18 protein-coding genes and 2 pseudogenes are annotated in these 20,326 nt (G+C 69.3%); 11 read left to right on the top strand and 9 right to left on the bottom strand.

What is annotated here, in order from left to right; genetic code table 11:
* Window positions 1-36: 36 nt before the first annotated feature.
* From ACZ7G1_RS13935 to ACZ7G1_RS13920, 4 genes are all read right to left on the bottom strand, one after another.
* The gene (locus ACZ7G1_RS13935; RefSeq protein WP_470871214.1) at window positions 37-1,323 is read right to left on the bottom strand and encodes a DUF418 domain-containing protein; all 1,287 of its coding nucleotides are present in this window, start codon (window positions 1,321-1,323) and stop codon (window positions 37-39) included.
* A 304-nt stretch (window positions 1,324-1,627) separates the two neighbouring features.
* Window positions 1,628-2,776 (bottom strand): DUF418 domain-containing protein, encoded by a 1,149-nt coding sequence (locus tag ACZ7G1_RS13930; RefSeq protein ID WP_470871977.1) that lies wholly within the window; start codon window positions 2,774-2,776, stop codon window positions 1,628-1,630.
* 219 nt (window positions 2,777-2,995) lie between these two features.
* Window positions 2,996-3,577, bottom strand: a complete 582-nt coding sequence (locus tag ACZ7G1_RS13925) for a TerD family protein (RefSeq protein ID WP_470871216.1) — start codon at window positions 3,575-3,577, stop codon at window positions 2,996-2,998.
* A gap of 166 nt (window positions 3,578-3,743) precedes the next feature.
* Window positions 3,744-4,319: a TerD family protein gene (locus ACZ7G1_RS13920; protein WP_470871218.1), complete on the bottom strand. Its 576-nt coding sequence runs from the start codon at window positions 4,317-4,319 to the stop codon at window positions 3,744-3,746.
* Window positions 4,320-4,710: 391 nt separating this feature from the next.
* On the opposite strand from ACZ7G1_RS13920, the gene ACZ7G1_RS13915 reads away from it, so the two are divergent.
* Window positions 4,711-6,417, top strand: a complete 1,707-nt coding sequence (locus ACZ7G1_RS13915; RefSeq protein ID WP_470871220.1) for a phosphatidylglycerol lysyltransferase domain-containing protein — start codon at window positions 4,711-4,713, stop codon at window positions 6,415-6,417.
* Between the two features lie 84 nt (window positions 6,418-6,501).
* Here ACZ7G1_RS13915 and ACZ7G1_RS13910 read toward each other — a convergent pair whose 3' ends face one another.
* Window positions 6,502-7,029 carry a hypothetical protein gene (locus ACZ7G1_RS13910; protein WP_470871222.1) on the bottom strand — a complete coding sequence of 176 codons (528 nt, stop codon included), beginning with the start codon at window positions 7,027-7,029 and terminating at the stop codon, window positions 6,502-6,504.
* 324 nt (window positions 7,030-7,353) lie between these two features.
* Between ACZ7G1_RS13910 and ACZ7G1_RS13905 the strand changes: the two genes are divergently transcribed.
* From ACZ7G1_RS13905 to ACZ7G1_RS13890, 4 genes are all read left to right on the top strand, one after another.
* A complete protein-coding gene (locus tag ACZ7G1_RS13905; RefSeq protein ID WP_470871224.1) occupies window positions 7,354-8,034 on the top strand; it encodes a response regulator in 681 nt (226 codons plus the stop codon).
* A complete protein-coding gene (locus ACZ7G1_RS13900; protein ID WP_470871226.1) occupies window positions 8,031-9,152 on the top strand; it encodes a sensor histidine kinase in 1,122 nt (373 codons plus the stop codon). Before ACZ7G1_RS13905 ends, ACZ7G1_RS13900 begins: the two co-directional genes overlap by 4 nt.
* A 52-nt stretch (window positions 9,153-9,204) precedes the next feature.
* Window positions 9,205-9,678, top strand: coding sequence for a DUF317 domain-containing protein (locus ACZ7G1_RS13895; protein ID WP_470871228.1), 474 nt, complete (start codon window positions 9,205-9,207; stop codon window positions 9,676-9,678).
* A gap of 90 nt (window positions 9,679-9,768) precedes the next feature.
* Window positions 9,769-10,338 carry a hypothetical protein gene (locus ACZ7G1_RS13890; RefSeq protein WP_470871230.1) on the top strand — a complete coding sequence of 190 codons (570 nt, stop codon included), beginning with the start codon at window positions 9,769-9,771 and terminating at the stop codon, window positions 10,336-10,338.
* A 147-nt stretch (window positions 10,339-10,485) separates the two neighbouring features.
* Here ACZ7G1_RS13890 and ACZ7G1_RS13885 read toward each other — a convergent pair whose 3' ends face one another.
* Complete coding sequence (locus ACZ7G1_RS13885; RefSeq protein WP_376595683.1) at window positions 10,486-10,821, bottom strand: nucleoside triphosphate pyrophosphohydrolase; 336 nt, start codon at window positions 10,819-10,821, stop codon at window positions 10,486-10,488.
* A 409-nt stretch (window positions 10,822-11,230) separates the two neighbouring features.
* Between ACZ7G1_RS13885 and ACZ7G1_RS13880 the strand changes: the two genes are divergently transcribed.
* The 3 genes from ACZ7G1_RS13880 to ACZ7G1_RS13870 all read left to right on the top strand — a co-directional run bounded on the left by ACZ7G1_RS13880 (window position 11,231) and on the right by ACZ7G1_RS13870 (window position 13,307).
* The gene (locus tag ACZ7G1_RS13880; protein ID WP_470871232.1) at window positions 11,231-11,557 is read left to right on the top strand and encodes a DUF6087 family protein; all 327 of its coding nucleotides are present in this window, start codon (window positions 11,231-11,233) and stop codon (window positions 11,555-11,557) included.
* A 178-nt stretch (window positions 11,558-11,735) separates the two neighbouring features.
* Window positions 11,736-12,152 (top strand): PPOX class F420-dependent oxidoreductase, encoded by a 417-nt coding sequence (locus ACZ7G1_RS13875; protein ID WP_376424975.1) that lies wholly within the window; start codon window positions 11,736-11,738, stop codon window positions 12,150-12,152.
* Window positions 12,153-12,590: 438 nt separating this feature from the next.
* Window positions 12,591-13,307, top strand: a complete 717-nt coding sequence (locus ACZ7G1_RS13870) for a hypothetical protein (protein WP_470871234.1) — start codon at window positions 12,591-12,593, stop codon at window positions 13,305-13,307.
* A 164-nt stretch (window positions 13,308-13,471) separates the two neighbouring features.
* Here the strand turns inward: ACZ7G1_RS13870 and ACZ7G1_RS13865 are convergent, their stop codons facing one another.
* The gene (locus ACZ7G1_RS13865) at window positions 13,472-14,320 is read right to left on the bottom strand and encodes a transporter (protein ID WP_470871236.1); all 849 of its coding nucleotides are present in this window, start codon (window positions 14,318-14,320) and stop codon (window positions 13,472-13,474) included.
* Window positions 14,321-14,663: 343 nt separating this feature from the next.
* On the opposite strand from ACZ7G1_RS13865, the pseudogene ACZ7G1_RS13860 reads away from it, so the two are divergent.
* Window positions 14,664-15,540: pseudogene (locus tag ACZ7G1_RS13860) on the top strand (IS5 family transposase).
* Window positions 15,541-15,544: 4 nt separating this feature from the next.
* On the top strand, window positions 15,545-15,871 hold the full coding sequence (locus ACZ7G1_RS13855; protein ID WP_470871238.1) for a hypothetical protein: 327 nt from the start codon (window positions 15,545-15,547) through the stop codon (window positions 15,869-15,871).
* A gap of 40 nt (window positions 15,872-15,911) precedes the next feature.
* On the opposite strand, the gene ACZ7G1_RS13850 is transcribed toward ACZ7G1_RS13855, so the two are convergent.
* Together ACZ7G1_RS13850 and ACZ7G1_RS13845 are read right to left on the bottom strand one after the other, a co-directional pair.
* Window positions 15,912-17,594: an ISAzo13 family transposase gene (locus tag ACZ7G1_RS13850; RefSeq protein ID WP_470871240.1), complete on the bottom strand. Its 1,683-nt coding sequence runs from the start codon at window positions 17,592-17,594 to the stop codon at window positions 15,912-15,914.
* A 790-nt stretch (window positions 17,595-18,384) separates the two neighbouring features.
* A pseudogene (locus ACZ7G1_RS13845) lies at window positions 18,385-18,555 on the bottom strand (pirin family protein); the annotation flags it as partial.
* A 1,204-nt stretch (window positions 18,556-19,759) separates the two neighbouring features.
* On the opposite strand from ACZ7G1_RS13845, the gene ACZ7G1_RS13840 reads away from it, so the two are divergent.
* The gene (locus ACZ7G1_RS13840) at window positions 19,760-20,131 is read left to right on the top strand and encodes a hypothetical protein (RefSeq protein WP_470871242.1); all 372 of its coding nucleotides are present in this window, start codon (window positions 19,760-19,762) and stop codon (window positions 20,129-20,131) included.
* The last annotated feature ends 195 nt before the right edge of the window (window positions 20,132-20,326 follow it).

Raw genomic sequence — 20,326 nt, 5'->3', positions numbered from 1 at the left:
GGGGGGGGGGAAGGCCCCCCCCCCCCCGGCGCGACGTCACCGCACGTACTTCGCCGGCTTGGTCGCGGCGTTGAGCAGCGCCTCCAGCGGTCCGCGGCGGAAGAACCGGGACCACACCGCGGCGAACACGATCGCGCACAGGATGTACGTGAGTACGGGCGCCCAGGACGTCGTCGTGCCGGAGCCGGAAGCGGGCCACGCGGACTGGGCGAGGAAGTGACCGACGTACGCCGTCAGGGACATGGTGCCCACGGCGATGACCGGCTTCGCCAGACGGCGCAGGCGCGCCACGCGGTCCATCAGCACCGTCGCACCCACGATCACGAGAATCGCGACACCCACGCTGCCGATGATGTCGAACGTGGTGCCGGTGTGCGGGCCGGCACCCAGGAGGTCCGAGGCGGACGACACGAGCTGCCCACTGGAGCCGCTGCCGCCGGACCCCGGTCCGGATCCGCTGAAAGCGACCTCGGAGCCGCCGGACCAGGACCCGGAGCCGCCGGACGACCCACCGGTTCCCGAGAACACCGCGTCCTTGCCCGCCAGCAGCAGCGACAGGCCGTACGCGGCCACGGCGAGGGCGGCGCCCAGGGCGGCCAGGCGACGCTGGACGGTGACGGCCGACAGGTCGAGGCGGGCCAGCGCCATACCGGCGATCACGAACGGCATCCACGTGATCGTCGGATAGAGGCCCGTGAGGAGCAGATCGATCACTCCCACGCCGTTGAGCTTCTCGAGCGGGTCGTAGGCGTTGATGCTCTGCTGGACCGATTCGTTCAGCCATATGCGCAGGACGAACGCCAGCTGGGGTGTGACGAGCGCGAGCCCGGCCGCGATGATCGCGAGAGTCCTGGCGGCCAGCCGCAGCAGGGGCAGGGCGAGGAGGAAGTACACCCCGTAGAAGCCGAGGATGATGACGTCCCCGTATTCGATCGCCAGCACGCTGCCCAGAGCCAGCAGGATCACGGCTCGGATGGCGATTCGCGCCTTCGCCTGACGGCCCGCCAGGCCCGTCTTCGGCTCACGACGGCCGGCGATCAGCATCAGCGAGAACCCGGCAAGAGTGGCGAACAGGACCGACGAATGCCCGTCGGCCAGGAACCGCACCCAAGTGCCGACCCCGCTCGTGGCCTCGAGCGGGGGGCCGATGTGCACGACGTACATGCCGAACACCGCGAGCGCGCGAGCCAGGTCCACGCCGACGAGACGCCCCATCGAGGGGCCGTCCGAGGGCTTCCCGGCGGACCCGGACGAGGTACGGAGTCCCGGAGGCGAGGTCTCCCGCGGCGCCGACGTCGCCTGCGTTGGCTGTATCTGTGTCATACGAGGAATCTCCCGGTGGGGTAGGGATACGGACCATCCGGCAGGTTTCGGTGGCACCCCGCCGACCGGCCGGGACCGCCCCCGCCGACCGGCGGGCAGGGAGGGGCGGGTGACCGCCGCGCGGTACAGATGAGTCAGGCGCTGTTCGCGTCGAACCGTCCGGCGACGCGGGGCGGCCTCCCCCTGAGGGACGGAGTACCTGTCCCGGAGGGGGAGGCCGGTCATCAGCGGAGCGTCCAGCGGGGGGCGCGGGGTCGCCGGGCCGGTGCGGGTCATGAGGGCCGGGCATCGCCCCGGCCCGACGTCAACGGACGTACTTCGCCGGCTTCGTGGCGGCGTTGAGCAGCGCCTCCAGCGGTCCGCGGCGGAAGAAGCGGGACCAGAGCGCGGCGAACACGATCGCCCCGAGGATGAACGTGAGCACGGGGATCCAGGACGTCTGGGTGCTCTCGCCGGCCGACACGCCGAGCACGGACTGGGCGAGGAAGTGACCGACGTACGCCGTCAGGGACATGGTGCCCACGGCGATGACGGGTTTCGCCAGGCGGCGCAGGCGCGGCAGGCGGTCCATGAGCACCGTCGCACCGATGATCACGAGGACGGCGACGCCGACGCTGCCGATGATGTCGAAGGTGGTGCCGCTGTGCGGCCCGGCGGACAACAGTTCCGATGCCCCCCGCTGGGGCCCGGAGGATCCGCTACCGAAGGACGACGCCTCCTCGAACCCGGAGGACGACGACTTCCCGTCCTCCGCCATGCTGCGCAGCGCGTTCGGGCCCGCCAGCAGCAGGGACAGGCCGTACGCGCCGGCGGTCAGGGCGGCGCCGAGCGCGGCCAGGCGCCGCCGGACGGAGACGGCCGACAGGTCGAGGCGCGCCAGCGCCATGCCGGCGACGACGAACGACATCCAGGTGATCGCCGGGTAGAAGCCGGTGAGCAGCAGGTCGAGGACGCCGACCTCGCTGAGCTTCTTGAGCGGGTCGTACGCGTCGATGGTCTGCTGGACGGACTCGCTGATCCGCGAGTTCAGGACGAACGCCAGCTGCGGTGTGACGAGCGCGAGCCCGGCCGCGATGATCGCCAGTGCCTTAGCGGAGAGCCGCAGCAGGGGCAGCGCGAGGAGGAAGTACACCCCGTAGAAGCCGAGGATGATCACGCCCCCGTACTCCATCGCCAGCGCCGTGCCCAGCGCGAGCAGGACCACGGCGCGGATCGCGATCCGGGCCTTCGCCTGCCGGCCCGCCAGGCCCGTCCTCGGCTCACGGCGGCCGGCGATCAGCATCAGCGAGAACCCGGCGAGGGTGGCGAACAGGACCGACGAATGCCCGTCGGCCAGATACCGGACCCAGGTGCCGACGCCGTGCGTGGACGACAGCACCGGGCCGACGTGGACGACGTACATGCCGAACACCGCCAGCGCGCGGGCCAGGTCCACGCCGACCAGGCGCCCCATCGAGGGGCCGCCCGAGGGTTTCCCGGCGGGGTCGGGCGAGGCCGCGGCCACGGGAGACGCGTCCTGTCGCGGGGCTGACGCCGCATGCGACGGCTGTATCTGTGTCATACGAGGAATCTCCCGGTGGGGCGCGGACGCGGACCATCCGGCGGGCTTCGGTGGCACCCCCGCCGATTGGCTGGGACGACCCCGCCGACCGGCGGGCCCGGGCGGACGGGATCAGAGGTGGCGGTCGATGGCGGGCAGCAGGTCCTGGAAGGTGGCCCCGGAGGCGGGTTCGCCGAGGGCGGTCAGCTGCCACGCCCCGTTGATGCGGGAGATCTTGGCCATGATCTGGGCGGTGTGGGAGCCGCCGCCGGACAGGGTGTAGCGGGCGAGTTCGGCCCCGGTCGAGTCGTCCACCAGGCGGCAGTAGGCGTTCTCGACCTCGTCGAAGGTCGCGCCGGTGAAGGAGTTCACGGTGAAGACGATCTGGTCCACCTCCGCCAGCATCCGCGTGAAGTCGACCGTGATGGCCTCGTCGTCCCCAGGCCCGTCGCCGCCGGTGCGGTTGTCGCCGGTGTGCTTCACTGCGCCGAAGATGCCGGTCAGGTGCTGGAAGTAGACGACCTCCACGACCCTGCGGCCCGTGTACAGGACCGCTGAGGCGTCGAGGTCGATCGCCGTGGGGCCCATCAGTCTGCCGAGGAAGCCCGTGCGTGCCCGTGGCTGCCAGCCCAGCCCCATCCGTACGTGACTGAGGGGAGTCGTGTCGGGCTTGGTCAGGCTGATCCTCTGGCCCTTGGTGAGGTTGAGGGACATGTGTACTCCCGGGGTGGGTCGAGTCGAAGGGGTGGCCGGGCCCGGACGGCGGCCGGCGGGGAGGGCCCGTCGGCCGCGCGTGCAGGGGATGCCCACGCGAGCGCTGGTTGGCTGGCTGGCTGGCTGGCTGGCTGGCTGGCTGGCTGCGGGGCGGGTGTCCCGGGGGTCAGAGGCTGACGCCGAAGTCCTGGGCGATGCCGGCGAGCCCGGAAGCGTAGCCCTGGCCGACGGCCCGGAACTTCCACTCCGCACTGCTGCGGTAGAGCTCGCCGAAGACCATCGCGGTCTCGGTGGCGGTGTCCTCACTGAGGTCGTAGCGGGCGATCTCGACCCCGTCGGCCTGGTTCACCACCCGGATGTAGGCGTGGCGCACCTGGCCGAAGTTGTGGGCGCGGGCGGCGGCGTCGTGGATGGAGACCGGAAAGACGATCTTCGCCACGTCGGCGGGTACGGTGGCGAGGTTCACCTTGATGACCTCGTCGTCGCCGTCGCCCTCACCGGTGAGGTTGTCGCCGGTGTGCTCGACCGAACCGTCCGGGCTGGTGAGGTTGTTGTAGAAGACGAAGGACGCGTTGGAGGCGACCTTGCCGCTCTCGCCGCACAGCAGCGCGCTCGCGTCCAGGTCGTAGTCGGCGCCCGTGGTGGTGCGTACGTCCCAGCCCAGGCCGACCTGGACGGCGGTGAGGCCCGGAGCCTCCTTGCTCAGCGAGACGTTGCCGCCCTTGGACAGCGAAACACTCATGATGTTCTCTCCTGACTCGGGACACTCGAAGAAGGACCGCATGGGCCCGTCCGGACCGGATGCGATGAGGCGCGGCAGGCGTCTGTTGCCCACGGCGGCACCCCGGCTTGCGTATCCCCAACCTCGTCGATGCTTCGGCCCGGCGGTATCCGACGGATGACCGGTCGCCCCCCGCCATGCGGCGGGAGACCATCCGCCGCTCGGCGACGGTCACGGGCCCGGACCGTCGCCGCTCCGCCACCCCCGCCACCCGGCGGGGTACGCGTGGCCGGTCGCCGGATGGTGAATCCTCCGCAGCCTCACGAATGTCGTAGACGTGACTGCATCAACGACTCCGCCGACCACCGCCGTGAAGCCTCACCCGGCCGTGGTGGCACCACGGTGCCGTCGCGTGGCGGCCGCAGCGAGCGTCTGGTACCTGCGTGTCGTAGCTCTGCTCAATGTGCTGGCGGTGCTGTCCGTTCCCCTGCGCGACCGGGTGCGGGAACACAACGAGGGCGAGCACTTCACCCCGTACCTGCTCACCGCCGGCCTGGTGTCCGCGATCCTCGCCCTGTGCCTGGCCGTGGCCATGCGCAGGCGTAAGCGCGCGGCGTGGATCTTCAACATGGTCCTCGCCGCGCTGACCCTGTCGGTCATGATCGTCTGGCTGATCGGGCCCGGCGAGGAACCCGGCTTCCGTCACCACTGGATCAACTGGGCGTCCGCCGCGCTCACCGCCCTCTTCCTGCTGGCCCTGCTCGTGGGGCGTACGGAGTTCACGTCGAAGGGCGACCGCTCCAACCCGCGGACCGCGCTCGCCACCCTGGCCGGCGGTGTGGTGCTGGGCAGCGCGCTGGGGGTGGTGCTGGTGCGGGCGACCGGCACCGGTGCGGGAGCGGACCTGTCCGATCGCCTCGGCTACGTCCTGTCCCGCTTCGTCACGCTGGACCCCTCCGAGAAGGCCGCCCGCCTCCTCCAGGTACCCGGCTGGGTCGACGGGACGCTCAACGTGGCGGCAGCGCTGGTGTTCCTGACCGTGCTGTACGTGGCGTTCCGCAGCCCCCGCGGCCGGGTGGTGCTGACCGAGGACGACGAGGCCCGGCTGCGCACCCTCCTCGACCGGCACGGCGAGCGGGATTCCCTGGGCTACTTCGCCCTGCGCCGCGACAAGGCGGCCGTCTTCTCCCCCAGCCGCAAGGCGGCGGTGACGTACCGCGTGGTCAACGGCGTCTCCCTGGCCTCCGGCGACCCCGTCGGAGATCCCGAGGCGTGGCCGGGCGCCATCGACGCCTGGCTCGACGAGGCACGGGCGCACGCCTGGGCCGCGGCCGTGATGGGGGCGTCCGAGGAAGCGGGAGTGATCTACGGACGCCACGGTCTCAGCGCCCTCGAACTGGGCGACGAAGCCGTCGTGGAGGTCGCGGACTTCACCCTGGAGGGACGCGCGATGCGCGGGGTCCGTCAGGCGCACAACCGGGTCCGGCGCGCCGGCTACACCGTGCGGGTACGCCGCCACGAGGACATACCGGAGCCGGAGATGGCCCGTCTGGTGGCCGATGCCGACCGCTGGCGCGACGGGGCGACCGAACGCGGCTTCTCGATGGCGCTCGGCAGGCTCGGCTCGCCGGACGACGGGCGCTGCGTGATGGTCGAGTGCCACGACGCCCACGGCGAACTGCGCGCGCTGCTCAGCTTCGTCCCCTGGGGGAGCAAGGGGCTCTCGCTTGACCTAATGCGCCGGGACCTCGACAGCGACAACGGCCTGGTGGAGTTCATGGTGATCGAACTGCTGCGGCAGGCGGACGACGTGGGACTGGCCCGGGTCTCGCTGAACTTCGCGATGTTCCGGTCAGTCTTCGAGCGCGGAGACCGCCTGGGCGCCGGCCCCGTCCTGCGGCTGTGGCGCACCACCCTGGGGTTCTTCTCCCGCTGGTGGCAGATCGAATCGCTGTACCGGGCGAACGCCAAGTACCAACCGGTCTGGGAACCCCGCTTCGTCCTCTTCCAAAAGAGCGGCGAACTGCCGCGGATCGCCCTGGCGGCCGGCCGCGCGGAGGGCTTCGTCACGACGCCCGGCCTGCCCGCCCTCCTCAGGCGGCGATCGCGTGCCGCCTGACGTGCGGCGCCTCGCTTACTGGGTCAAACCGGCAATGAGGTTCTGGCGCTCGCCGTTCTGGCGACGGTGGCGCTGTTCGCGGTTCTACTTGATGAGGGCGTTGGCCACGACGACCACGAGGCCGAGCAGCGCGTCCACCACGCCGATCCGCAGGGCTGAGACCCAGGTGCGGCCAGCGGCGCGGGCCGCGAGCAGACCCCAGGCGAACAGCAGGACCACGTTCACGGCGAAGACCACGTACTCGACGCCCTCCGAGGGCCACCATCCCCAGGCCGCGCCGAGCAGCAGGAGCAGCGTCGGCACCGTCGCGGCTACCAGCGGCCACTCGGACAGCAGCATCCGCACCCCGGCGCGTACGCCGTGGTGGGTACGGTCGCCGCGCAGGGCGATCAGATGGGCGTAGCCGTGCGCCAGGGCCGAGGCGACGGCCGTGACCAGGAGCCACTGGGCGCTGGTCAACCGGTCGGACGCCGCCGTCTCCCCCTGCTCCGACAGGGCGGCCACCATCGAGCTGGCCAGCACCGCCCCGTACACACCCCCGAACAGCACGTGGGGACGCGCGGCGAGGCGGCGCAGGGCACGGAGGGGCTGACGCAGGTATGAGGCGGGCATGGCGGGACGGTCCTCGAAACGGTACGGGCATCGGCTGCGGCCCTCGGACTCGGCGCGGGGCCACGGACCGATCCCACGGTACGAGCACGGCGGGCGCCATCCGCCGAGCCTCGCCCGCCGGCCTGCCGACCGGCCGGGGCGCACCCCCCGAACGGCTGGAGCCGACCCGCCGGGTGTCCGGAGTCGGTGGGTGATCACGGCCCCGCGTACCCTGCCGGACGTATGGTCGACGTCAGGCGAGCCCGTACGAGCACGCGGGGCCCCGAACGTACGGGGGCGCCGAGCAGCGGGACAGCGCGGACGAGAGTGTGAGGCGGGACGCCGGTGATCCGGGTAGTGGTGGTGGACGACGAGGCACTGGTGCGGTCCGGTTTCCAGATGATCCTGAACGCGTCCGACGGCATCGAGGTCGTGGCGACCGCCGAGGGCGCCCAGGCGGCCGAGGTGGTCCGGCGCGAGCGGCCGGACGTCGTCCTCCTCGACATCCGCATGCCGGACGTGGACGGCCTGACCGTCCTCAGCCAGATCCAAGCACTGCCCGAACCGCCGCACGTGGCCATGCTGACCACCTTCGACACGGACGAGTACATCCTGACCGCGCTGCGATCGGGAGCCTCCGGCTTCCTCCTTAAGGACACCGAGCCCGAACAGCTCGCCCAGCTGGTCCGTACCCTAGCCGCGGGCGGCGTCGTCATGTCGCCGAAGGCGTCACGCGCGCTGCTGCGCAGCCACCCGGGGGCCGGCGCACCCCAAGACGCGGACGTCGCACGCGTCGGCCTGCTCAGCGACCGGGAGCGCGACGTCCTCGTGCTGGTCGCGGAAGGGCTCTCCAACGCCGACATCGGCACCCGCATCCACCTGAGCGCGGGCACCGTCAAGGACCACGTCAGCTCGATCCTGACCAAGCTGCGTGTCAGCAGCCGGGTCCAGGCCGCACTCCTCGCCGAGCGCGCCGGACTCCTCTCCCGCAACGACGACGACGCGGCACGGGACAACGGACGATGAGCACGGGCCGGGCATGGTGGCGGCGGCTGCCGCCCTGGGCCGTCGACACGGGGCTCGTGGCGCTGGCCGCGCTCGACGCCTGGATCAACCTCGTGGGCGAGGGCACCGCGGTGATGTGGGCCTGCGCCGCCGTGGGCTCCGCCGGTCTCTTTCTCCGCAGGCGCTTCCCGCTGGCCGTCTTCCTGCTGACCCTGCCCATGACCCTGTTCATGGACGTGGCGGTCGCCCCGATCGCCGCCCTGTACACACTCGCCGCGTCCACCCGCAACCGCCCGCTGCTCGCTGGCTGCGCCCTGCTGAACGCCGCCGCGGGCACGCTCGCCTGGCCGCTGTCCGACGCGTTCGACGGCGACCGGACCTGGACGCTCGTCCAGTTCGTCTACACGCTCGCCACGGCCTTCGCCCCCGTCCTGTTCGGCCAGCTCGTCCAGGCCAGGCACGACGTGGCCCGACAGCTCGTCGAGGTCGAAGAGGCCCGGGAACACGAACGGGCCCTGTACGCCCAAACCGTCCTCGCCCGCGAACGCGCCCAACTGGCCCGCGAGATGCACGACGTCGTCTCCCACCAGGTCAGCCTCATCGCCGTCCAGGCCGGAGCCCTCCAGATGGCGGCCAAGGACCCGGACGCCCGCGAGGCCGCCCGCACCATCCGCACCCTGAGCGCGAACACCCTCGACGAACTCCGCCACATGGTCACCCTGCTCCGCGCCTCCGGCGGCAAGGCCACCGAACTCACCCCCCAGCCCACCCTCGCCGACCTCCGGCAGCTCATCGCCAACAGCGGCATCGAGACGACGCTGACCGGCGAACTTCCTCCCGGCATCAGCACCACCGCCCAGCGCACCGTCTACCGCACGGTGCAGGAAGCCCTCACCAACGTGCGCAAGCACGCCCCCGGAGCCCGCGCCGACGTACGCCTGTGGCACGACGCGCACCACTTCGGCGTCACCGTCACCAACACCGCCCCCACCCGCCCGACCGTCGCCCTCCCCAGCGCCCGCCACGGCCTCATCGGCCTGAGGGAGCGCGCCGAACTGCTCGACGGCACCCTGATTGCCGAACCAACCCCAAACGGCGGATACAAGATCGAACTACGAGCCCCCGCCCGGTTCGACTGACCATAAACCAGCCGATGCCCCCTGATGCCTGGGCCGCTTCAACATGCTGAACTTGACAGGGAAACCCGTCGGCGAGCGCCTCTGGCACTCCACCCTCACCGCCGGCACCCCCGTCCCCCTGATCCGCGCGATACTCCAGTACCTCGACGCCCCGCTGCTCAGCACTGCGGACCACCCGGACGACGTCCTCCACGCCGCCGCCTGGCACCCGGCGAGCCACCCCGCCCGCACCACCTGGACGGCACCGGACCGAACCATCACCTTCGAGTTCACCCCGCACGCCACGGCGGACCGATGGGCGCTGTACGGCGGGGAGGGCCTCGACCGGGCATCGTGGACCATCCGCCTGTCCGCTGGCGTTCCCCACGCCCTCCTGGCCGAGCTCGTCGGCACCGCCGCCGACCTGCTTCCGTCCCCCACGCAGCCGAGCCCCAGGCCGCTTCCGGCGCCCGCCCCCGCCTCGCGGTCGGCTGCCGAGCCTCCCCTTCCGGCGGCCGTACCTCAGGCACGGCCGCTGCGCAGGTGACGGTCCCACGCCGTGAAAACGGATCCGAGGCAGAACAGCCGGCCACGGCTGTACGCCCAAGCCCTCAAACCATCACAGAAAGAGCCATCCATGATCAGCTGGGGAGACAACATCGTGGTCACCGAACCTGCCCCCACCCTCGCAGGCCCTGCCCGCTACCTCGCACCGAAGATCATCGACGAGGAATTCGACGAGATCACCTTCCTCCTAGGAGCCTTCGCCATCTTGCTCATCACTTTCGCGGCCGGCGGCACCGCGGGTGAGCTTGCCGCGTTCTTCCTCGGCGAAGGGGCCCGGGCACCGGTCTGGGTCGCCTCCGACCTGACCGTCGCCGTCTGCGTTGCCGCTTCCTATCGCCTCGTCGCCCGGCACGGGCTGCGCTTCCCGGACAGCCAGCGCTCCCAGAGAACCATGGCCGCGGTGGGCAACGTTGCCTTCACTTGCCTGCCCGAGGACCTCCGCACCGAGGCTGCAGAGCACCTGCGCGTGATGAACGCGGCCGGCCGTCTGCTCCTGGTCGCCCCCGACGATCAGGAAGCCCGAACAGCGCTGAAGGAGGAGTCCGGGCATCTGCGGGACCAGGCATTCGCGTCCGGAGCCGTGCTCGCCCAGCACACGCACAAGGTCGCTGACCTCATCAAGGCTGATAGAAAAGGCTAGGAATGCAGCCGGCGTGTGGTGAGAGGACGTACCTCGACCCTTGGAGCAGTCCCGGACCCCGCCGGCAGTCGGCGTCGTCGTTCCCATGGTCTTCTCTGTCGGAATTCATGGCGGCCTGTTCGAGGTGTCGGCGCCCGGCCTCTTGTGTCAGCGGTTGCCCATCCAGACGATCCGTCCGGCGAAGCTGCCTCGCTCGCGTGCCTTCGCGACGCGGATCGCTTCCAACTGCTCTGAGCTGAGGCCGAGATCAGCAGCGAGCGCGAGCAGCACCTCCGCCACGTCGGCTAGTTCGCCGGGCGCCGCCCCTTCGTCGGCGTCCACGAGCTCCGCGACCTCCTCGCGCAGCTTCTCCAGGAGTCGGGCCCGGTACTCCTCGGGCCCTGCGATGTAGGTGACCGGTTCGGCTCCCTCGTTCCGGATGATCTGCGGGATCCGGTCCCGTACCAACTTGCCGGTCCCAGGGCTCGTCTCGGTGCCTGCCATCAGACCTTCCTCAGCTCAGTAAGGGGCCGCGGGCGTCCGTCTGCCCTACGGAGACAGGAACGCGTGCCGCCGGCCGCGTTGTTCCGCTCCGCCTCGGCCGGCCGGAGCGGACGGGATGAATCATGTCGTCCTGTCCACGAGATACCGACCGCCGAGCGCGTCCTGCAGGTCGCAGGACCGGGCCTGGCTGGGCCGTTCGGCTGCGCGAAGGGATTATCCCGGGCGAGGATGGAGGGTCTTGTCGTTTGCCCGAGCACGCCAAGCTGACGAGAGAGAAGTGGTGGAAAGCACGCCGGGCCGAGCGGGCCCCCTCCCATAGGGGCGGCAGCGGTGCAGAGTCTCCTGGCGATCATCACCCGCGGGGGTGCCTGGGTGGCGGCCCGGACCGCTTCTCAGCCACGATGCCCTGGTGCAGGATGACGAACCGCTGGAGGAGTGGGCTCGCCGGCGCGACGCACGCCAGGCCGCCTCGAAGGGCAAGCGACGCGCGGTGCCGCTCAGTGACGGCCCGCACCGCGGGGCCCACGTAGACCCTGACGCCCCGAGGGCGATCGAAGAGTGGACCGGCACCGAGTGGACGGTCGTCGGCGTCGTCAAGGACTTGGCCGCCGCGAAGGCCCTGTTGTATCCGCCGCCGCCCGTGCAGGAGAAGCCCACCGAGTGGGACCGGCCCGCCATGGGCAAGGGACGCGGCCAGCACCGGAAGCCATCCTCAGCTGAGGATCGGGACCAGTAGGCCCGAGGTTCATCCCAGCCCCGCATCCCTCACCCGTCTCGAAGCCGCCCCCGTTTTCGCCCCCGGCCTCGCTCGGCCGCAGCACCTGATCCCCTGATGTGGATAGCTTCGCGTTACGGTCGAAGCGACCTGCACGGCGCCTCCGGCGTCCGAGCCATCGCACCGAGGAGATCGACCGTTGGACACTGCCCCCCTGCCCGCCGACGGGGACCTGTTCTGGCAGGAGCGCCGGACCTGCTTCCTGACCACCCTCCGCCCCGACGGCTCCCCCCACACCACCCCGGTCGGCGTCACCTACGACCCCGAGACGCGGATCGCCCGCGTCATCACCGACGGCGGCAACAAGAAGGTCCGCAACGTCCGCGCCGCCCTGGCCGCCGGGACCGACGCCCGGGTCAACGTGAGCCAGGCCGAAGGCCGACGGTGGTCCACCCTCGAAGGCACCGCCGTCATCAAGGATGACCCCGCCACCGTCGCCGACGCCGAGCGCCGCTACACCGAGCGGTACAAAACCCCTCGCGTGAACCCCAACCGGGTCGTCATCGAGATCACCGTCACGCGCGCCCTGGGGCCCACCAAACCCTCCGGCTGGTAGGGATTGCTCGGCTACCGAGCGGTCCCCGTGGCGTGCAGTGGTGGGCCGATGTCTGCTGCGTGCGCAGGCGGCATACGCCCAACCTCTGATTTTCATCAAATACCGCCCAGATCAGAGCGCTCGCGCGAACATAAACCCATGCCAGTAATGGGACATTACACAGGGGCGATACGCACTCATTGGCGCAGGGTGTACTTCCCCATCGGTTTCGTAGCCAACACCTGGGGAAACACGCTTTACGGAACACCGTGGAGGACGGAGGGGGCTTTCCTGTTCTTCGGTGGATTAATCCTGGCATTTTACGGGGCGCGCTTCTGGCGTGGCGCCACCCAAAACTGGGGCCCCTGGCAGAGAATACGCACCCGAGTCGCTCACAGCTGGAACCAGTCCATCGCCTCCAGGTGGAACGAGCCAGCCTGGCAGGAACGCTGGCGGGGCGTGAAGATCTTTGCCTGGGGCATCGGAACGATCCTTGTCGCCCTGTACGCCTGGCGACTTCTCAATCGCCTTGCCGCCGACCCGCGGGAGCTGGAGAACAGCAATTTCTTGCCCGTGCTCCTGCTCCAGGTCGCTTGGATGACGCTTCCCTTCTGGCACCAGTGGGCTGATCCGGCGGAACCGTCCGATACTCAATTGCTTGATCGGATGAGTGCACGCATCTGGCGTGCAGCGATCAGTCGCACCGTAGGGAATGCGGCAGGAATTTACTTCGCCGGGCTCATCGTATACATGGCTGTACTCAATAGTCGCCCCTCTCTCGTCGTTCCAGTTGCCGTCACACTGGGAGGCGCAATGATCGGAGCCAGCAACCGGACATGGGCGCGATTGCGAAAGATTTCCACCCAACTCTACAAGAACGCCCGGGAGCTCGAACGCGATCTACAGCAAATCGAACTCGCAGAAGACGGCGAAAAGCGGAAGGAACGTGACGCGGCCCGAAGGTCCTGGGATGCCGTAGAGATCGACCTGAGGACCAATGTAGACACGGGGTACGCGTTCCTGGGAATTCCGTTCCTCCCCTCCGAGGTAATCGTTACCCTGCGAGAAAAGGTGGAGCAGGCAATCGAGGGTGATCAAGTGGCACTGAAGGCCGCGAGGGAGGACCTTGCAAAGATTCTCGAATCTTGCGAAGGACGCCTCGACTCGGCGGCGTGACGCTTGCCCACACGCAAAGCCGGACCGAGGCTGGGCGCAATATAGGCGAGGATCGCCGGTTTCCGAAACCGGGGATCCCGCGGAGGATGGACGACACCACCGCCACTCCCCCGCCCCTCCGTCGAAAGGCACCTCCCCCACCGAGATCCTCGCCCCACCAAGCACTACGCCGCGGCGTACGACAGCCGGAACAGCTCCAGTGCCCGCTCCACGTCCTTCTCGAAGCGCAGCTGGACCTCTAGGTCGCCTGTGCCGTGATGGCCCAGCCCCGTCACGTCCCGCGTAAAGCCCGGCACGAGTTCCACCGTGGCCGGCGCGACCTTGAGGTACACCAGCAGCTTGTCCTGCCGTCCGGTGACGCAGGCGAAGTTCCGCAGCCGCTGGTAGGCGTCGTACTGCTTGCGCTCGACCTTCGTCACGCCCTCACCCAGCCCGAGCAGCGTCTCGTCGACCACGGCCGCCAGCTCCGCCATGGCGTCGGTCCGCCGGCGCGGTGACGATGCCTCTCCGCCGCGGCGGTTCTGCCGTCGTGTCCCGCTGCCCTGGGCGGCGACCGATGCGACGGTCTCCAGCGCGATGTGGTGCTCGCCGAGCATGGTGTAGCGCACGAGGTCGATGGACCGCCGGTGCTCGCGCACCGCGTGCAGGTCGTAGCGCGTGAAGCCGCCGGCCACGCAGATCAGCCGGGGCGTGCTCCACAGAACTCCGGCGGCTGCTGCCGGCCCGAGCCGCTCGCGGACCAGGGCCTCGAACTCCTCCCGGTGGTCCATCAGCCAGGCCACGTAGAACAGGCCCTGCGACAGCACGCCGGGGTCGGTCGCCCGCTTGTACTCGACGATCACCGGCGAGCCGTTCTCGTCCAGCCCGAGCGAGTCGATGCGCCCGCCGTGGACGGGGCCGGTGCTGTACTCGGTGGCCAGGAAGCGGAGCCCGAGCATGGGCTCCATCGCGCTCTCAACGAGCGCCTGCACATCGGCCTCAGCCTCAGCCAGCCACGGCGTCACCTCGGTCACGCCATTCGCCGTTTCGAACAGTTTCAGGTCCAGCCACCCCCACTCAGCGATTGCCGATCGGGAACGCCCCAGGACGCCGGGATTATTTCCCCGAGGGCCCCGCCGCCAAGGGACCGCCCTATTCCGAGCAGCGAGATCGACGCCACGCCGATACCAGGCACTCGGGTAGCCCCGGACGTCGAACTTGGCGGCCATAGGCACGGTGCCAGGGCCGTCCCCGCTCGTGCAGGTCTGCACGGCTGTGGGCGCAGGGTCGCGGACACGCCCTGTGCTTGATGTCTCGCACCACTACTGCCCCTGTGACGCTGGCTGGCCAAGCCCTAAGAGGCCCTAACACAATGAGGTGGATCGGTCCTGGTGGCCGTGTCCGGTCGTCGGGGTCAGCGTTGTCCGGCCATGGGGGCTTCACCGTGGATAGTGTCGGATGACCTGTGGGAGCGGATCGAGCCGCTCCTGCCGAAGCGGGAGAGACGGTTCAGATACCCGGGCCGCAAGCCGGTCCCGGACCGGCAGATGCTGTGCGGGATCCTGTTCGTGCTGCACACCGGCATCCAGTGGGAACACCTGCCCCAAGAGCTCGGCTTCGGGTCCGGCATGACGTGCTGGCGTCGACTGCGGGACTGGAACGAAACCGGGGTCTGGCAGCAGCTGCACGAGGTGCTGCTGGCCGAGCTGAACGCCGCCGCCCGGCTCGACTGGTCACGGGCGGTTGTCGACTCCAGCCACGTCAGAGCGTTAAAAGGGGGCTCCAGACCGGCCCCTCGCCAGTCGACCGGGGACGGGCCGGCTCCAAGCACCACCTGATCACCGACGGACACGGCACCCCGCTCGCCGTCATCCTCACCGGCGGCAACCGCAACGACGTCACCCAGCTCATGCCCCTGCTCGATGCCGTCCCACCCGTCCGGGGCAGGCCCGGGCGGCCCCGCCGCAAGCCGGAGTCGGTCTTCGCCGACCGCGGCTACGACCACGACATCTACCGCAACCAGGTCCGGGCCCGGCGGATCATCCCCGTCATCGCCCGCCGCGGCACAGCCCATGGCAGCGGCCTGGGCGCCTACCGATGGGTGGTCGAGCGCACCTTCGCCTGGCTCCACGGCTTCAAACGACTTCGTGTCCGCTGGGAACGCCGAGCCGACATCCACGAAGCCTTCCTCAAGCTCGCGTGCTGCCTGATCACCCACCGCCAGGTGCTGTCCTTGGCCGGCCCGGCAAACTGATCGCATGAACCGAGACGCCCTGCAATCCGCACTCTCCCAGGATGGCTGCATCTCTGCACGCGCAGCTCTGGCCGAGCTGGAGGCAGGCGCGGACTTCGAGGTCTTCCTGAACCAAACGGCTTCTGCGCAACAGCTCTGGGACATCTGGTCCTGGCGGCACGAAGTCATGGTCGACACGGGCGTCACACCTCGGCCCGGACTTGCGGAAGCCATCGCCGGACTCCAGTCCGCAGGAACAGCTCGGGTCTACATGGCGACCGTCACTGGATCGCAGAGACGTTTCACGATCTTCCTGTCGGAAGACCTCACCCAGTGCGTCGCCTGCTGGTGACTACCTCATTGTGTTAGGGCCTCTAAGGGCTCGCAGAGAATCAACATGCTGACTTGATCTTCGTGGGCCTGCTGGTGGCGAGGAAGGTGGTGACGTCGGCGGGTGTGCGGAACCTGGCTGTCGAGGGTCGAACGGTGTAGCCGTTCTCGGCGAGGAGGGGCCGGACTTGGTGAATGGCCCTGGTGATGGTGCTGCCGTTGACGCCGAAGAGCTGGGCGATCAGGTCTCGGGTTCCGAGTTTGCGCAGGTAGAGAACGGTGGCCAGGACTCGGTCAGCGGCGGTCAGCTTGTCCTTGGCACCGGCTCCGCGAGCCCGGATGCGGTCTCCTCCTCGCTGCTGCGACCGCCCGTGTTCACGTAGCTCATCGAGTTTCTGGGACAGCTGCTCGACGAGTTCATCCAATGCCGGCTCGGTCATGCCGGTCAGTTCCGGGTGTCGCAGACCGCCAGCGCGGGACTGAGGCGGCAGGCCCTCGGCTGGCTGGGGGCCCTCGGCCCCGCCGGCCGTGTCGTGCTGTGGGTAGAGGGTGTAGTTCCAGTCGCCGTGGAAGCGGTGCCGGTGGATGGGCAGGGCGTCGATGTCTGTGTCGGTGACCTTGATGCCGGTGTTGTAAGTGCCCGAGTCGAGTTCGGCGTGGACTGTCAGTCCGGTATGGGTGGTGGTTGCCCTGATGCTGTTAACGATGACGTCATGGCTGTTCAGGGGCCTGCCTCGCCAGTTCATGGAGATATGGGAGAACAGCCGGTGCTCGATCTTGTTCCACTTCGAGGTGCCCGGCGGCATGGGGCAGACCGTGATTTCCAGGCCGGTTTCGGCGGCCAGGGCGGCGAGTTCGGCCTTCCAGGCGCGTGTGCGGTATCCGTTGGAGCCACCCGCGTCCGCGGTGATCAGCAACCGGGCGGCCCGTGGGTAGTCGCGGCTTCCACGGGCCTGCCACCAACGGCGGATGGAGGCGACGGCGAACGCGGCCGTGTCGTGATCGGTGCCGACGCTGACCCAGCCGGTGTTCGCGGCGACGTCGTAGATCCCGTAGGGGATCGCCTTGCCCGGTCCTTGGCGGTCGAGGAAGTCATGGGTCCTGACCTGGGCCGGCAGTCCCTTCGGATGCCACTCGCGGCCTCCGTTCTTGTACTGGCCGACCAGCTCCTTCTTCTTGGTGTCGACGCTGATCACCGGATCGTCGGCGCCCATATGTTCCCTGGCCCGGTCGTTGATGTAGCAAAACTGGGCATCCCGGTCCGGATGCTGCCTTCCTTCGAGGGTCTTGGCGTTGGCCTGGAGACTGAACCCCTCCTCCCGCAGCAGGTCGGCGACGGTATCCGCCGAGACGCGGTGGCCCCGCCTGGTGAGCTCGCCGGCGAGTCTGCGGGTGGACTTCGTCGTCCACCGCAGCGGCGACATCGGATCCCCTCGTATGTCCGGCTCGACCAGCGCCAACAGCGCGGTCCGCAGTCCTGGATCCACCTCGGCCGCCCGCTTGCGCCCGCCACCGGGACGGCGGACCCGGCCCAGCGGTTCCGCCCCCGCCTCCAACTCGTCCACCCCCTTGCGCACGGTGGTCTCGCTGACCTGAGCCGCCCGGGCGACCGCCCGGATACCGCCGTGGCCCAGAATCCTGGCCTCAGCCCCCATCAGCAGACGGCGCTGCCGCTCGTTCAGGTGCGGGAACAACACCTGGAATCTCACAGCAAGTTGACCACGGACCTCGTCAGATATGCGCATACCATATCAACGAGCCGAATCAAGGGAAGCAACACCTTGATTCTCTGCGAGCCCTAACGAGCTCGTGCACGATAAACGGGAGACGTCCAGGCCCTCAGCGGAGCTTGGCCATCACACCTGCTGGGCCGGGATCAGACCTGCGGCCTGCTGGTGGTACAGCAAACCAGCGACGGCTTGCACGGTGTCGCTCATGTGATCCGGCTCCCTCCATACGAACGGCAGCGATCACCCCCTGGTGCGCGGGCCGCTCCAGCACGTCCGCAGCCACCGTCGATTTACCCGAGCCCGCCTGCTCCTCGCACAGCACGATCTGCGGACCCCTGAACCATCAGCCGGTCGCACAATTGATCGATGCGAGGACGCGCGGCCAGTCCAGAAAATGACGTCACCGCACTGAAGCAGAACCCTCGGCTCGCTGGCTCCATCCTGCTCGACTAGGGCTGGGGCAACGCCTAACGTCGAGCCGACCAGGCCGGCCGACCAGCCGGAACAGACGTACCACCACGCCCCGCCAGGCCATGGCCACGCAGGTTACGGTGCCGAGACCGGCGTGTTGCCACTGCCCGCGCTACACCGTCAGGGCACCTGATGAACCGTCAGTAAAGTCAGCAAAAGGTCAGCATTCAGCTGACCAGACCTGCTCGCACCCGAGCACACCCTGGAAGTGCACCCACCGACTACACGACTGCGGAAGGGGCTGCGATGCGCGCCCTCCCGCAGTCGCGACGACAGCCCCGGCGGAGCCAAGCAGCCCTCGACTTTGAATCGACGCAAAAGGGAAAAACCCAGGTCAGCGCACCCTTCCCCGCGCCTTGAGCGGGGTCGCCGGGACCTCCGGCGCGTCGAGGCGGTCACCGTCGTAGCCCTTCACCTCGCCGAAGCGGTCGGATGTCATCCACTCCTCGCGGGCCTGGCGGATCTCCTCGTCCGTGCGGCCCACGAAGTTCCACCACAACACGGTCCGCTCCACGTCGGGCCCAACACTGACTGCTCCACAAGGGCTCCGCGACGACGCTAGGTCTGGGACATTCCACCAGCCTCAAGTCGCCGTCGTCGACACCGTCCCTCGTCGAGTGGTGAGATCAGGCTGCTTCCCAGAGTCCGGCATCCAGGATCCGGGCAGCTTCGGTGATGCTCCCTGGCATCAGGTGCCGGTAGGTGCGGGTGATCTCCTCGCCCTCCCCTTCACAGGCCCTCTGAGCTGGCCTTTCGGGGATCCGGAAGCGCTGGGGAGGATCTGGGGAGAACGGAGCCGTCAGCAGCACCTCGCACCTACGCCATCAAGCCCGTTCGCCGGACGGTTCGCCGCCCTCTGGACGGCTCGTCGATGTCGCGGCAAATCACCGTGAATGACAGGGGGCCGGGCCGGTGAGGGGGCCGACTTCAGCAGGCGTCCCTGGAGAGGAATTTGCGCCGGCAGGTGGCGCGGATCCTGTAGCTGGAGTCCTGGGACCCACCCGCCGTCGGGAACTGTGGTTCAGCCGAGTCGACCAGGCGGGCGGGCACCCCTCCACGATCCGCCGCCGGATCCCGGACCTGATCCGCCCCCGCGGCCAAACCTCGCACCCCCGGGCCCGAAGCCGGCGGACGCTTGCGGACGAGGTGCCGGGGATCTCGGTGATCGGGAGGTCGTACTCCGGCGCTCCGAACTCCGCGACGGCCGGCGCCCAGCCGGAACTCCCCTCGCGAGTCTGCAACCGGCTGAGGACGAGGAATCTGAAGACATCACGGAAGGCTCGGCACGACCCCGCACTGCCCTCTCGGCATCCTGGACGCCAACACCCTGGAGGAACTGGCCCGCGTCATCTGCGGCGACGAACACCTCTACTACCGCAAGGGTTACGAGATCGCCCGGTTCCTGGAACACGCCGGCTGGCAGCGCGTGCCGGAGTACGACGGCGAGTACCGCAGGGAGTGGGCCCTCGCACGGCTCACCGAGCGTCGCGAGGACCCCACCGAGCTGGAGAATGTCCTGCACCGGCTCGCCGACCCGCGCGAGTACCTCGACGAGCCCGAACAACTCCCCGCCGTCATCTCCGCCGTCAACGCCTTCCTCATCCATGAGGGCGTACGCCTGGAGAACCCCGGCGGCCGCCCCCGCCTCGTCGCCTGCGACCCCTCTCGCCCATCCGGGCAGCCTGGGCCCAGTCGAACTCAGAGCCACCATGACCGACCTCATCACGGACCAGAACATGGTCGGCCTCCTCCAGCACCGCCTGGACGAGGCCCACACCTGCTACGCCAACGGCGCCCATGTGGCCGCCATCATCATGCTCGGCAGCCTCCTCGAAGGCGTCCTCGTCCACGTCGTTCACGAGCGCGACGCTTCCCTGCTCGGCCGCACCTCCCCCGGCAGGGCGAGCCTGGATTCCCTGATCAAGACCTGTCACGAGTTGCGCAAGTACCGCAACTTTGTTCATCCGCGCGCCGAGATCCGGGAGGCTCACGCCCCGGACCGCGACACCCTGGACATGTGCTGGCCCGTGGTCAACGCGGTCCTGAACGACCTCGCCGACTCCCAGCCCAAGGCAGCCTGATCATCCGAACCCGCACCGTCCCGCGCACAGCTCGTCAGACGAGTCTGAGCACGGGGCGGCCGTCCGGCACCCCCAGCAGCTCCCAGCCCCTGAACGGAGCAACGCCGCAGGCCAGCACCCCCTAGACGTCTACCTGCGCAGGTCAGCGCCCCGCGGGCGAGGACTTCTTGAAGATCGTCCGAGGAAAGCTGGACG

Source organism: Streptomyces sp. NPDC037273 (assembly GCF_055603625.1).
Note: the sequence above shows the minus strand (reverse complement) of the source record. Positions and strands in the feature narration are given on the sequence as shown.

Coding starts and splice junctions, on each gene's coding strand:
- ACZ7G1_RS13935 (WP_470871214.1), bottom strand. CDS start 1,323: ATGACACAGATACAGCCAACGCAGGCGACGTCGGCGCCGCGGGAGACC.
- ACZ7G1_RS13930 (WP_470871977.1), bottom strand. CDS start 2,776: ATGGGGCGCCTGGTCGGCGTGGACCTGGCCCGCGCGCTGGCGGTGTTC.
- ACZ7G1_RS13925 (WP_470871216.1), bottom strand. CDS start 3,577: ATGTCCCTCAACCTCACCAAGGGCCAGAGGATCAGCCTGACCAAGCCC.
- ACZ7G1_RS13920 (WP_470871218.1), bottom strand. CDS start 4,319: ATGAGTGTTTCGCTGTCCAAGGGCGGCAACGTCTCGCTGAGCAAGGAG.
- ACZ7G1_RS13910 (WP_470871222.1), bottom strand. CDS start 7,029: ATGCCCGCCTCATACCTGCGTCAGCCCCTCCGTGCCCTGCGCCGCCTC.
- ACZ7G1_RS13900 (WP_470871226.1), top strand. CDS start 8,031: ATGAGCACGGGCCGGGCATGGTGGCGGCGGCTGCCGCCCTGGGCCGTC.
- ACZ7G1_RS13890 (WP_470871230.1), top strand. CDS start 9,769: ATGATCAGCTGGGGAGACAACATCGTGGTCACCGAACCTGCCCCCACC.
- ACZ7G1_RS13885 (WP_376595683.1), bottom strand. CDS start 10,821: ATGGCAGGCACCGAGACGAGCCCTGGGACCGGCAAGTTGGTACGGGAC.
- ACZ7G1_RS13855 (WP_470871238.1), top strand. CDS start 15,545: ATGAACCGAGACGCCCTGCAATCCGCACTCTCCCAGGATGGCTGCATC.
- ACZ7G1_RS13850 (WP_470871240.1), bottom strand. CDS start 17,594: ATGCGCATATCTGACGAGGTCCGTGGTCAACTTGCTGTGAGATTCCAG.
- ACZ7G1_RS13840 (WP_470871242.1), top strand. CDS start 19,760: ATGACCGACCTCATCACGGACCAGAACATGGTCGGCCTCCTCCAGCAC.